Here is a 12895-nt window from a genome sequence, read left to right on the forward strand (position 1 = left end):
TGTGTTTTTGATAAAAAGTTTTGGCGGTTTAAAATAAATCGTCGGCCGAAATACTTTTGTCGTGTTTAGTATAATCTACTGGTCTTTTTGCGAAGAAATCATCTAAGCTACTTGCAAAAACTTCTTCCTCAAACCAAGCCATCGGCTTATATTGTTCTTGGGAAATATGAAATATTTTTTTGTATCCAATTTTAGCAATTGCTTCATCAATACGGTATTTCATATAATTTAATAAATCTGCTTTTGAGTAATAACTAAATTCTCCTTTCTCGAAAATCCAATCTAACATCATTTCTTCTTGGTCAATATAACCACGAACAGCAGTTTCTACCCAATTTTGATCTAATTCCTCTGGTAATAAACCTTCTTCACGAATTTTATTAATCAAATAAATCCCAGCATTTGCGTGAATTTGCTCATCTGTAGATGTCCAAGCAATGATATTTGCTGTATTTTTCATTAAACCATCAAAACGTGTAAATGCCAAAATATTTGCAAATTTCGAGAATAACGAACTATCTTCGATTACCAATGCAAAGAACAATAATTTCTCTACAATTGATTTGTTCTCGTCACGCATAATTTCTCCAACAAACGTATTATAACTTTTGAAAATTGGATTTTGCAAGGCTACATTAAACTCATCTAAATAACCATTTACCTCCAAAATACGCGAATACGCTTCACTATGTCTAAACTCACATTCTGCAAAAGTAGCACCTAATCCATTCAATTCGGGTTTTGGAAAATAGTGATACAAATCTCCCCAAAATCCTTTTACCGTTACCTCAACTTGCGCAATTGATAAAATAGAACGTTTGTGAATTTCGCGTTTCGCATCATCTAAATTGGCATGATAATCTTGGATATCTGAAGTAAAATCTACTTCTCCGTGTACCCAATATGCTTTTTGGATTGCTTCTGTAAAGGTTAAAATTTCAGGATATTCAAATGGTTTATAATTTACCCTTTTATCAAAAATAGACATAGTTTTTTGGACTTTTTAGATTAATAAACTTTGGTAAAAACGAATTCTTTCATCAAAATAAATGAAGTTGGTTCTTTTATTTTATTTAGAAATTTGAACCTCAATAGGGTTACATTTTCGTTTCAATTACTCATCGATTCTTTCAAAATTAAGATAAGATTTTACAATTAAAAATTTTGTAATCTTAAAAAATAAAAAGGTTATCAACAAGTTGTTAATTATTTGATTATTAATTAATTATTTTTGAATTTTTATTCGTTATAATTTAATAATTTTTATCAAAACAACAACTATAACTTGGATTAATTTTCTATAATTTAACAAAAAAATAGGCAAGCCTTGTTATAGACTTGCCTAAAGAATATGATTAAATTCTAAATTTTATCTTGCAATATTTACTGCACGTGTTTCACGAATTACAGTTACACGAACTTGACCTGGATAAGTCATTTCGTTTTGAATTTTATCCGAAATTAAGAACGATAATTCAGCTGCTTTTGTGTCATCAACTTTATCACTTTCTACAATCACACGCAACTCACGACCAGCTTGGATAGCGTATGCTTTTTCCACACCATCAAAGTTAAGAGCCGTAGCTTCTAAATCTTTCAGACGTTGCATATACGATTCCACAACTTGACGACGAGCCCCTGGACGAGCACCAGAAATTGCATCGGCAACTTGTATAAGTGGCGAAATTAAAGAAGTCATCTCTATTTCATCGTGGTGAGCTCCAATTGCATTAATTACGTCTGGATGTTCTCCATATTTCTCTGCCCATTGCATCCCCAAAATTGCGTGAGGCAATTCAGATTCTTGCTCCGGAACTTTACCAATATCGTGTAATAAACCTGCACGTTTCGCTAACTTAGGATTTAATCCTAATTCTGCAGCCAAGGTTCCTGCCAAATTTGCCACCTCGCGAGAGTGTTGTAACAGGTTTTGACCATAAGAAGAACGATATTTCATTCGTCCAACAATACGAACCAAATCTTTGTGTAAACCGTGAATTCCCAAATCTAAAATTGTTTTCTTACCAACTTCGATAATTTCATCCTCAATTTGTTTTGTTGTTTTTGCCACAACTTCCTCAATACGTGCTGGGTGAATACGCCCATCCGTTACTAAACGGTGCAAAGATAAACGAGCAATTTCACGACGAACAGGATCAAAACATGAAAGAATAATCGCTTCTGGCGTATCATCAACAATCACTTCAACTCCTGTAGCAGCTTCTATTGCACGAATATTACGTCCTTCACGACCAATGATACGTCCTTTGATTTCATCAGATTCAATGTTAAACACAGAAACTGCATTCTCTATCGCTTGCTCTGTTCCGATTCGTTGAATAGAAGAAATCACAATTTTACGCGCTTCATTTTTCGCATCCAATTCAGCCTCTTCCATAATTTCTTGGATATGAGCTTGTGCTTTCGTTCTTGCTTCGTCTTTCAAGACTTCAATCAATTCAGCACGTGCTTCATCAGCAGAATAGTTTGAAATTTTCTCAAGGATTTCTACTTGTTTTTTGTGCATCGTATCCACTTCTTTTTGCTTAATGTTAAGCTTCTCTGTACGTGCTTGTATATTTCCTTTCTCAGATTTAATCTGATCTTTTTGTTTCTGAATTTCTGCTAAGTCCGTTTTGATTCTCTCTTCACGTTCTTTTACTTTAAGCTCAGCATCAGCTACTTTTCTTTCACGTTGATTAACAACTTCTTCGTGTTTAGATTTTAATTCTAAAAATTTTTCTTTGGCTTGAAAAATTTTCTCTTTTTTAATGGCTTCACCATCTTTCTCAGCATCATTAATCAAATTTTGTGCTTTGCGAGTTGCTTCGTCAATCAGTTCTTGATTCTGTTTATCAACTGATTTTTTTGATAAGAAATATCCCACCGCTGCACCTATGATTAATGTAACAATTGCAATAATTATTGTCATAATTGGGTCCATAGATTATGTAATGTTTATATATAAAAAAACCTACATTAGTAAAGTATGTTTTGAGTTAACTCCTGTAAACAGGATTTGAGTTAGTCCGTCAGTCAAGTATCCGCTGTCAAATAAATGAACCTAAAAGGTTGCGGCCCGCTTTCCGAACGGTGTTCACTCGGTAACAAAACTAGTGTTGAGTTAACCAAAATAGCTAGAACTAATGTAGGAATATTGTTTAGTGGACAGTTTCACAACTGTCAGAACTTCTCTTATTTTGCGATTGACTGATCAATCAATTCTAATAACTTCGAAATGCGCTCTGTTGTCATTTCTTCGTTATCTTTCACTTGCTTTTTCAGCTTTGCTTCACGTAAAGCTAACTGAATTGTCACCATTGCAAGCGCGTCTTGTTTGTCAGAAACAGCGTACTTTTGTTCAAATTGTTTCAAAATACCATTTATTTCTTCTGCACAAGAAAGTAACATTTCTTCCTCGTCAGAATTAATCGTCATTGGGTAATGACGTGAAGCAATTTTTATCTCAATTCGTTGAGTTGACATTCTTTTATTAATTATTAGTTTTAATTTGAGCGATGCACGTATCGACTTCTTTTATTAATTTGTTCATTCTTTGCTTCATCATTTGTTTGTACTCCTGATTTCCGCTCATTGCATTAACGACTTTTAATCGTTTTACTTCCTCATTTAAATTTAAGTTATTCGCTTGCGAATCTCTCAATTTATTTTTCAATCGGGCATTTTCTTCTTTTAGAGAATTGATTTCATTTTGCAATTTTTCCAATTCTTGTATCGAGTTTTCAGCGCCCTTCAATATATCTTTATAATTCCCAAGTTGGCCTAAAACACTTAAAACTTTGTTTTCAAGTTCATTAAATTTTACCATTTTTTCCATCTCCTGAGAATTTCAATTATTCTAGCTTCTATTGCAAAAATAGTATTTTTTTACTTCTAATCAATACAATAACCTAAATATTATCAGTTTTTTCTTATTCATTTGACAAATAGAGATTTACTTACATTTTTTGTTTCGTTTCTCTATTCTTCACTACTTTCACAACATACTTGATACTAAAAAACAAAAACAATACCGAAAGAATAGTTGGCAGAAATTGACAGAAAATAATCAAAATTGATTTGAAATAATACATTCCATCTTTCCAACTTTGTTTTAACTCATATCCTAAGTTGATTTCTCTATAAGCTTTCAAATCAGTTTGTGGTAAAATATTCGTTACAACTCGTGGTTCTTCTGATAATTGATACGCAATAGTCGCATAAGAAGTAGCATCATTTATCAACGCTTTATTCACTTTATTTTCGATTTGTTTCGAGATTTTCATTGCTTTATTGTTTTCATTTTTCAACTCATTTTCATATTTCTCAAAGGTCATTTCTTCATTATTAATCAAAATATGATCGATAATAATTCCTTTCTCCACTGCAAATTTGACATGCTCACGCAATTTATTTGACGGAACTTTCAATTCAATCAAATAAGAACGTTGAATTTTGTCTATTTTCTTAACGCTTTCTTCAGATAATTCAACTATATCCGAATCTAAAATTTGATTAATCATTTCACTATTCAAAACAAATCCATTCAACGAAATCGCATTTTCTTCGATTTGAACCGCATCTTTCATCGCATCTTTTACTTTCATTTCGATCAACGCATTCGATTTAAAAACCTTCCCTTCTACTTCTAAATTTGCAGCATTAGAAACCGCAACTTCTTCTTTCGCATCAGCAGCCAATTCTGCATTACTTTCTGAACCTTTGTATTCATTACAACTTGCGATAGAAGCACCTATAAAAAGTGCTAAAATAATTTTTCTAATAATGATGTTTTTTAATGGTTGATTTAAAATTAGTTGCATCATTTTTCAATCATTCACCAAAATCCTTTTCTTTTACTTGTTTATTATTTTACAAATACAAGCTATTTATAATCAATTGTTTAATTTTATTTTTCAAAGATTTATCTTGAAATAATTTTCAGAAATTCAAAAGATTAAAGATGTTTGTAAAAGATTTAGTTTACTTTTAACTGATTTGTTAATTATTGAAAAGAAAAAATGAAAGTGATTAAGCCAATTTTCCTAAACTTATTACTAAGTTCTGTTGTTTTTGGACAACGAGCAGAACAACCAAAATCCGAAACGTATCCAAAAAATATCTTCCAAAATCCTTTAGAAATCACCAATTATTTGGCTGGTAATTTTGGAGAATTACGTGCCAATCATTTCCACGCTGGGCTTGATATCAAAACGCAACAACGCGAAGGTCTGAAAGTAAAAGCGGTTGGAGATGGTTACATTTCTCGTATTAATATTTCGCCAACAGGATATGGAAATGCTCTTTATATCGATCATCCAAATGGATATACTTCTGTTTATGCGCATTTGAGAGAATTTATACCAGAATTGCAAGAATATGTGCGCAAACAACAATATGCGAATGAAACGTTTAAGATCGAATTGCATCCAAAACCAAACGAAATTCCTGTTAAAATGGGCGATTTGATTGCGCTTTCAGGGAATTCTGGAGGCTCTGGTGGTCCACATTTACATTTCGAAATTCGTGATACCGAAGCGGAAGAACCAATTAATCCTTTTTATTTTGGTTTTGATTTGCCTGATACACGAAAACCATCTATTTTAGGTTTATATGCTTATCCTATTTATGGCGATGTGAATCAAAAAACCAATCGAATTGTTGTGGCAAATGGTGGAACAATTTCTGCTTCTGGTGTAATAGGTTTTGGTGTAAAAGCGTATGACAAGCACAATGGAGCAGAAAATAATAACGGTGTTCATCAAATAAATATTTATGTGAATGATGAACCTATTTATACGTTTACTTCTAGCCGTTTTTCGTTTGATGAAGCGCGAGCTATAAATACAGTTTGCGATTATGGCGATATTCAGAAAAATAATAGCTGGGTGTACCAAGGATTTGTAAAAAATGGAAATCCTGTCAGAATGTATTCTAACTTAAAAAACAATGGAATTTTAGAGCTTGAAGATGGAAAATCATACAAAGTAAAAATTGATGTTTCTGATTATGCAGGAAATTTATCTTCGCAATCTTTTACTGTTAATGGAAAAGCATTTGTAGATTCTGCGAAACTTCCTGAAACAAATCCAATGTTATGGAACAAAGAAAATCATTTCAAATCTGATGGAATCGAAATATTTTTCCCTAAAAATATTTTTTATGAAGATTTTGATTTAGCTTATAAATTCTCGAATGGTAAACATTGGGTGGGCGATTATTATATGCCAGTTCATCAAACTTACACGTTAGCAATAGAACCGACTGCTGACATTCCGACAGCGCAATTGGACAAAGCTGTTATTGTACGCGAATATCAAAAAAGAGGTGCTTGGAAAAAAGATTATTTAACAACAGAGCTCAAAAATGGAAAGCTTGTTGCAAATCCAAAAGATTTTGGTGTTTTTTCTATTTTAATTGACAATACTAAACCGACAATTACTCCGTTAAATATCAAATCAGATAGTCAATTTACTCAAGCTAATGCTATTATCAAATTTACAATTGATGATGCACAATCTGGGATAAAAGATTATAAAGCTTATATCGATGGTAAGTGGGTTTTAGCCGAATATGATCAAAAAATTAAACGATTATCGATTAATTTGAACAAAGAACAGATTTCGGTTGGTGACCATCAATTAGAATTAAACGTGAAAGATGAAAAAAACAACACAGCAACGTACTCTACAACATTCAAAAAGATTTCTTAGTACCATAAGTTTATCTCTTTTGGGTGGAATTTTATTTGCTCAAACTGCGCAAATTAATGGTAAAGTTGTCGACGAAAATAGAATTCCAATTAGTGAAGCTGAGATTATTGTCAACGATCAATCTTATTTTACGGATCAAAATGGTAATTTCAAAATAGAAATTCCATCAAACTCTTCCGTTACCGTAACTTTTAACAACAATGGTTATCATTCGTTTGCACAAACATTTACGCTAAAAGATAAAAACAAGAAAGAAATTTTTGTTCAATTAGTTCCTGATCAAACCAATGCGATTGAATTAGGTGAAGCAACAATTTCTTTTCAATCTAATAAAAATAAACCTTTGCAAAGTACCGTTTTGAGTGCTGCGCAAATGCAACAAGGACCAAGTTTGACTGGCGGAGTTGCCGATTTATTGAAAACGTTACCTTTCGTAAATTCGAATACAGAATTGAGTTCGCAATATATGGTTCGCGGAGGAAATTATGACGAAAATTTAATTTACGTTAACGGAATCGAAGTTTATAAACCTCAATTGATTCGTTCTGGCGAACAAGAAGGTTTAGGTTTTGTAAATCCTGCGATGACGCAATTTATCAACTTTTCTGCTGGTGGTTGGGAAGCAAAATACGGCGACAAAATGTCTTCTGTTTTAGATGTTACCTACAAACGTCCCACTAAATTTGAAGGACAATTAGAAGCAAGTTTAATGGGCGGAAGTTTGACATTAGGCGGAGGTTCTAAAGACAAAAAACTTTCAGCAATTGTTGGAGCGCGCTATCAAAACAGAAATTTAGTGTTGAATACCTTAAAAGGTGATACCAATTTCAATCCTGAATATTACGATGTACAAGCCAATATCAATTATAAATTAAATGATAAATGGAATGTTGCATTTTTGGGAACAATGTCGCGTTCGCGCTACGAAATGTTTCCTATAAAACGTGAAACTTATATCAATACAATGGATACGCCGTTGTTGCTAACTGTTTTTTATGACGGAAAAGAAGATGATAAATTTGCGACAGAAACAGGAAGTTTATCATTTACATATCAACCAAATTCTAAAGTAGATTTAGGGTTAGATCTTTTTGCTTATCATTCGAAAGAGCGCGAATATTTTGATATTCAAGGTTCTTATTTCATTTCCGAAGTAGACGAAAAAGGCTTTGCAACTTCTACGAATGATGTTGGTTCGCAAATCGATCATGCACGAAATAATTTTGATGCGTTGGTTGCTGGAATTCAACACAAAGGAAAATATAAAATCAATGGAAACAATGATATTGAGTGGGGTGCAAAATTTCAACAAGAAGATATTCGTGATTTATTAGGTGAATGGCAAGCAATCGATTCGACAGGATATGTTGTGAATCCAAATCCAGGAAATGGTTTGAATTTAAGTTATTATGTGAACTCTAAAAATAATTTAAAAACAAATCGTATTTCAGGTTATGCGCAATATACGAGCAAATTTATGTGGAATGATTCAAAAGTATTGTTCAATGCTGGTGTGCGTACGGCTTATTGGGATTTTAACGAAGAAACAACTATTTCGCCTCGTGCTCAAATCGCTGTTAAACCAGATTGGGAAAGCGATATGTTGTTCCGTATTTCGACAGGTATTTATTATCAACCTCCCTTCTATCGCGAAATTCGTCGTTTAGATGGTTCTTTGAATAATAAAGTAAAATCGCAACAATCAATTCATTTTATATTTGGAAACGATTACGAATTCAAATGGATGGATCGTCCGTTCAAATTAACAACTGAGGTTTATTACAAAATCTTAAACGATTTGAATCCGTATTATGTAGACAATGTAAGAATTCGTTATACGGCAGATAATAACTCCAAAGGTTATGCGTATGGACTTGACATGCGTTTATTTGGGCAGTTTGTTCCTGGTATAGATTCTTGGTTCTCGGCTTCGTATGCGAGAGCTTATCAAAATATTGATGACAGAGGAAATATTCCATTACCAACAGATCCTCGTTTCAAATTATCTGCATTTTTCCAAGATTATATGGAGTTTTTACCATCTTTCAAAGTGAATGTAAATTTGATTTATGCTTCTGGTTTGCCAAATGGAGCACCACAATTTGTAGATCCTTACCAATACCAAACAACGTTGACAGATTACAAACGTGTTGACATTGGTTTTGTAAAAGAAATTATTAATCAAAAAGAATTGAAACCATCAAAAGGAACATTCTGGAGTAATTTCAAAGAAATTTCAATTGGTGTAGATGTTTTCAATGTATTTGATATTAAAAACGAAATCAGTAATTCATGGATTCGCGACGTAAATTCGAGTGCAGTTTACACAATGCCAAATTATTTGACAGGACGTTTCTTGAATGGAAAGATTAATTTTATGTTTTAAAACTATTCAAAATTAATATTAGGATAAATTAATTCTTATTAATAATGGATTTTCAAAAATATATCGGTTATATCATCATTCCAATTATATTTATTTTTTCAATTTTACCTATTTTTTTCATGAACAAGAAAATAGGTAAAATAAAATATTTAAAGACTTATAGTTTTATATTTTGGTTATTTTCATTTTTACTATTTTTCATATCATTAAATGAAATCTTTGAAAATCAAAACTTAAAAGGTTTTACTTTTTTCAATTTTTATAAAACTTTAGAATATTATTTTTTATGGATTTTACTTCCATTTTGGATATTTCCAATTTCAATTATATCAGGAATACTAACTCCATTTATTTTATATTTAAAAAGTAAGAATAATAAAAGAAACAAAGTATACTAACCCGTTGTGCATTTTAAATAATTTGGGTTTTTAGCTTATTAATATTTCGATTAAAGTATGTTTTATTAATGTACTGAACCACAGTAAGTGCAGTAATTTTAGCTAGAATTCTGGTTTTAAACCTTTCGAAAGTCTTTGCATAATTACGTCTAATCATAAACTGATCACATAGTTGAGAAAATAACGTTTCAATTCTTTTTCGATACTTTTTAAATGGATAAAACTGAGGTTTATAATCTTTTTGATTGGATCTTTTCGGAGTTTCTAATCGAATATTAGCTTCATTAAATAAGTCAATTTGAATTGTTTGTGACAAATATCCTTTGTCTCCAAGTAGCAAACAATCATACATTTGAGTTTTAACATCTTTCAAAAAATGAATGTCATGAACAGATGCGGGACTGATATCAATACTCTGGAAAACACCATTTAAAGAACAAATAGCATGAAGTTTATAGCCATAAAAAGACATTTGCTGAGAAGCACAAAAACCTCTATTTGGTGCACTATACTGATGTTCTTTGCAAATTTTCGAGCGATTAATTCTTGCTATTTTACACACTTCCAACGGCATACTATCAACTATGAAACAATTTTCAAATTCATTAAATTCTTTCGCTAATTTGAGGCGAATACTATTAATTTGCTCTGATAATTTACGTTTTCTACGATTGTAAATACTACGCTCAATTTTACAACTTAACGCATTAGGAAGATTTCGAAATAAATGATTTTCACTATCAATACCCATAAATTCAGCGGTTAAGACAAGACTGATGAGTTCTAAATCAAAAAGTTTAGGTCTTCTACGTTGATAAATTAAAAGTGTATCTGTTGATATTTTCCGTAGAACTTCCAATATTCTTTCGTAATTTGCAAGTAAGTTGTTCATTGTAAATGTTTTGTAGTTAAAACAATTTACTGATTTTCAATCAAATGAACAACTTTATTCTTTATTAATCAAAATGCACAACGGGTTATACTAATTTTTTTCCAAAAAAATGGAAAGACAAAAAGACAGGCTAAGATAATTGTAAAGAATAAAATGTTTTTTTATACGCTCTTTGTCAAGTTGAATTCATTTCAACTTCGCATCCTCAAAGTAAAACTCAAATCAAAAAAAACTTTATACATTTACCGAAGCACTTCTCGCGACAGAAGTGCTTCTTTTTTATTTAAAATCTGACAAAACGACACATAATGGGCATTGGCAAACTATTTGATTCAATCAGAAACAAAAAAACTAATAAGAATATGTCTGACCAAAATATACACGAAGAATTAGAGAACGAGAATCTTCAAGAAAACGTTCAAGAGAGTGATAACACTGTAGAACAACCACAAGAAGAAACTGCTGGAAAGTCAGAATTAGAAATTGTTAAGGAACAATTAGCAAAAGAAAAAGACCAATATTTACGCTTATTTGCAGAGTTTGACAACTTCAAAAAACGTACTTCGCGCGAACGCATGGACATTTTCAAGACAGCAAATAAAGAAGTTATTACGTCTTTATTGCCTGTTTTAGACGATTTTGGACGCGCTTTAAATCAAATTGAAAAGTCTGGAGACGACAGCTTACATCAAGGTGTTGAATTAATCAATAATAAATTAGTAGAAACGTTACGTGCAAAAGGTTTGAAAGAAATGGAAACTAAAGCTGGAGACGATTTCAATACTGATTTACACGAAGCAATTACTCAAATTACTGCTCCAACAGAGGATTTAAAAGGAAAAATTGTAGACGTTGTAGAAACGGGTTATTTATTAAATGATGTGGTAGTTCGCTACGCTAAAGTTGTTGTTGGATTATAATTTAGATTAAGAAAATGTCATCAAAAAGAGATTATTACGAAATATTGCAGGTCGAAAGATCTGCAACATCAGAGCATATCAAGAAAGCCTATCGTAAACTTGCCATCAAATATCACCCTGACAAAAATCCTGGTGACAAAGAGGCAGAAGATAAATTTAAAGAAGCTGCAGAAGCTTACGAAGTTTTAAGCGACGACAACAAACGTGCACGTTACGACCAATTCGGACATGCAGGAATGGGCGGAGCTGCTGGCGCAGGATTCGGCGGTGGCGGCGGAATGAATATGGAAGATATTTTCTCTCATTTCGGCGATATCTTTGGAGGCGGAGGATTCGGTGGTGGATTTGGAGGTCAATCTCGTGGTCCACGTCGAATGAAAGGTTCTGATTTGCGTATTCGCGTAAAATTGAACTTAGAAGAAATGGTTAACGGTTGCGAAAAGAAAGTAAAAGTTAAACGTTTTAAACAAGCAGATGGCGTTACATCTAAAACATGTCCATCTTGTGGCGGTTCTGGACAACAAGTTCGTGTTACCAACACATTTTTAGGACAAATGCAAACTGCTACAACTTGTGGAACATGTCAAGGAGTAGGAAAAGTTGCAGACAAAATTCCTTCGGGAGCAAATAATCAAGGATTAATCAAAGTTGAGGAAACAATCGATCTTAAAATTCCTGCTGGAGCAAGAGAAGGAATTCAATTACAAGTTCGTGGAAAAGGTAACGATGCGCCTTTTGATGGTATTCCTGGTGATTTACTTGTTTTGATTGAAGAAGAAGAACACGATACATTAAAACGTGATGGAAACAACTTACATTTTGATTTGTATGTTTCTATTCCTGATGCTGTTTTAGGTGCTTCGAAAGAAATTCCGACGGTTAACGGAAAAGTGAAAATTAAAGTTGACAAAGGAACTCAATCAGGAAAAGTATTACGTTTAAAAGGTCAAGGTTTACCAGATTTGAACGGTTACGGAAAAGGTGATTTATTTGTGCATGTTAACATTTGGACACCAACTCATTTATCGAAAGATCAAGAAGCGTATTTTGAAAAAATGAGAGACGATGATCATTTCTCACCAGAACCTTCGAAAAATGAAAAATCATTCTTTGAACGTGTGAAAGATATGTTTCAGTAATTGAAAATCAAATGATATAAAAAAATCCATCTCAAATGAGATGGATTTTTTTATATTTTAAAATCTTTTAATGACTATGCGTGTTAGCTTCCCCAGCTGAACCTTCACGATCATACGAACAACAAGAAGGTAAACTTCCGTACACTTTTTCTTCTGCACGTTTATTATCAGTATCGTGTCCAACCGCTACTACAGCGTTTTCTACATCATCCACTTTACTCTTTTTTTCATTCAATATAATATGTAAATTTTGCGTATTACTATCCCATTCAGCAGATTTTACGCCTTTTACACCATAAGCCGCTCTTTCAATACGGTCTTTACATTGTCCACAATTTCCTTTAACGTGTAAATCGTGTTTCGCATTTTTATTTTGTGCTTGTGCGCTAATTCCTAAAGTCGCAACCAAAGCAAAGGCTAATAATTTTTTCATTATTTTATATTTTT

Annotated in this window: 11 protein-coding genes; 4 read left to right on the forward strand and 7 right to left on the reverse strand. The window is 32.4% G+C overall.

Going from position 1 to position 12895, the window contains the following annotated elements; translation table 11 throughout:
* Positions 1-28: 28 nt before the first annotated feature.
* The 5 genes from ACTS9J_RS11785 to ACTS9J_RS11805 form a co-directional block, all read right to left on the reverse strand.
* Entirely contained in the window at positions 29-988 is a 960-nt protein-coding gene (locus tag ACTS9J_RS11785; protein ID WP_291061799.1) for a ribonucleotide-diphosphate reductase subunit beta, read from the reverse strand.
* Positions 989-1369: 381 nt separating this feature from the next.
* A complete protein-coding gene (rny, locus tag ACTS9J_RS11790; protein WP_371875740.1) occupies positions 1370-2932 on the reverse strand; it encodes a ribonuclease Y in 1563 nt (520 codons plus the stop codon).
* A gap of 263 nt (positions 2933-3195) precedes the next feature.
* Complete coding sequence (locus tag ACTS9J_RS11795; protein WP_038335658.1) at positions 3196-3486, reverse strand: cell division protein ZapA; 291 nt, start codon at positions 3484-3486, stop codon at positions 3196-3198.
* A gap of 7 nt (positions 3487-3493) precedes the next feature.
* Positions 3494-3838 (reverse strand): hypothetical protein, encoded by a 345-nt coding sequence (locus tag ACTS9J_RS11800; protein ID WP_019975371.1) that lies wholly within the window; start codon positions 3836-3838, stop codon positions 3494-3496.
* 121 nt (positions 3839-3959) lie between these two features.
* Positions 3960-4826: a hypothetical protein gene (locus tag ACTS9J_RS11805; protein WP_448353270.1), complete on the reverse strand. Its 867-nt coding sequence runs from the start codon at positions 4824-4826 to the stop codon at positions 3960-3962.
* Positions 4827-5021: 195 nt separating this feature from the next.
* Between ACTS9J_RS11805 and ACTS9J_RS11810 the strand changes: the two genes are divergently transcribed.
* The gene (locus ACTS9J_RS11810; protein WP_448353271.1) at positions 5022-6713 is read left to right on the forward strand and encodes a M23 family metallopeptidase; all 1692 of its coding nucleotides are present in this window, start codon (positions 5022-5024) and stop codon (positions 6711-6713) included.
* Positions 6661-9099 (forward strand): TonB-dependent receptor, encoded by a 2439-nt coding sequence (locus tag ACTS9J_RS11815; RefSeq protein ID WP_416411129.1) that lies wholly within the window; start codon positions 6661-6663, stop codon positions 9097-9099. The genes ACTS9J_RS11810 and ACTS9J_RS11815 overlap by 53 nt, the downstream gene beginning before the upstream one ends.
* Positions 9100-9510: 411 nt before the next feature.
* On the opposite strand, the gene ACTS9J_RS11820 is transcribed toward ACTS9J_RS11815, so the two are convergent.
* Positions 9511-10389 (reverse strand): IS982 family transposase, encoded by an 879-nt coding sequence (locus ACTS9J_RS11820; RefSeq protein WP_448353065.1) that lies wholly within the window; start codon positions 10387-10389, stop codon positions 9511-9513.
* Positions 10390-10751: 362 nt separating this feature from the next.
* Here ACTS9J_RS11820 and ACTS9J_RS11825 point away from each other — a divergent pair, with 362 nt between their 5' ends.
* Together ACTS9J_RS11825 and dnaJ are read left to right on the forward strand one after the other, a co-directional pair.
* On the forward strand, positions 10752-11309 hold the full coding sequence (locus ACTS9J_RS11825; RefSeq protein WP_286495822.1) for a nucleotide exchange factor GrpE: 558 nt from the start codon (positions 10752-10754) through the stop codon (positions 11307-11309).
* A gap of 14 nt (positions 11310-11323) precedes the next feature.
* Positions 11324-12448: a molecular chaperone DnaJ gene (gene dnaJ / locus ACTS9J_RS11830; RefSeq protein WP_286495821.1), complete on the forward strand. Its 1125-nt coding sequence runs from the start codon at positions 11324-11326 to the stop codon at positions 12446-12448.
* A gap of 67 nt (positions 12449-12515) precedes the next feature.
* Here the strand turns inward: dnaJ and ACTS9J_RS11835 are convergent, their stop codons facing one another.
* The gene (locus tag ACTS9J_RS11835; RefSeq protein WP_221856639.1) at positions 12516-12881 is read right to left on the reverse strand and encodes a heavy-metal-associated domain-containing protein; all 366 of its coding nucleotides are present in this window, start codon (positions 12879-12881) and stop codon (positions 12516-12518) included.
* Between the last annotated feature and the right edge of the window lie 14 nt (positions 12882-12895).

Source organism: Empedobacter sp. ULE_I140, from assembly GCF_053482575.1.

Bases quoted from the DNA above. Each gene is read 5' to 3' on its own strand.
- ACTS9J_RS11785 (WP_291061799.1), bottom strand. From the start codon at position 988: ATGTCTATTTTTGATAAAAGGGTAAATTATAAACCATTTGAATATCCT.
- rny (WP_371875740.1), bottom strand. From the start codon at position 2,932: ATGACAATAATTATTGCAATTGTTACATTAATCATAGGTGCAGCGGTG.
- ACTS9J_RS11795 (WP_038335658.1), bottom strand. From the start codon at position 3,486: ATGTCAACTCAACGAATTGAGATAAAAATTGCTTCACGTCATTACCCA.
- ACTS9J_RS11820 (WP_448353065.1), bottom strand. From the start codon at position 10,389: ATGAACAACTTACTTGCAAATTACGAAAGAATATTGGAAGTTCTACGG.
- ACTS9J_RS11835 (WP_221856639.1), bottom strand. From the start codon at position 12,881: ATGAAAAAATTATTAGCCTTTGCTTTGGTTGCGACTTTAGGAATTAGC.
- ACTS9J_RS11810 (WP_448353271.1), top strand. From the start codon at position 5,022: ATGAAAGTGATTAAGCCAATTTTCCTAAACTTATTACTAAGTTCTGTT.
- dnaJ (WP_286495821.1), top strand. From the start codon at position 11,324: ATGTCATCAAAAAGAGATTATTACGAAATATTGCAGGTCGAAAGATCT.
- ACTS9J_RS11800 (WP_019975371.1), bottom strand. From the start codon at position 3,838: ATGGAAAAAATGGTAAAATTTAATGAACTTGAAAACAAAGTTTTAAGT.
- ACTS9J_RS11815 (WP_416411129.1), top strand. From the start codon at position 6,661: ATGAAAAAAACAACACAGCAACGTACTCTACAACATTCAAAAAGATTT.
- ACTS9J_RS11825 (WP_286495822.1), top strand. From the start codon at position 10,752: ATGTCTGACCAAAATATACACGAAGAATTAGAGAACGAGAATCTTCAA.
- ACTS9J_RS11805 (WP_448353270.1), bottom strand. From the start codon at position 4,826: ATGATGCAACTAATTTTAAATCAACCATTAAAAAACATCATTATTAGA.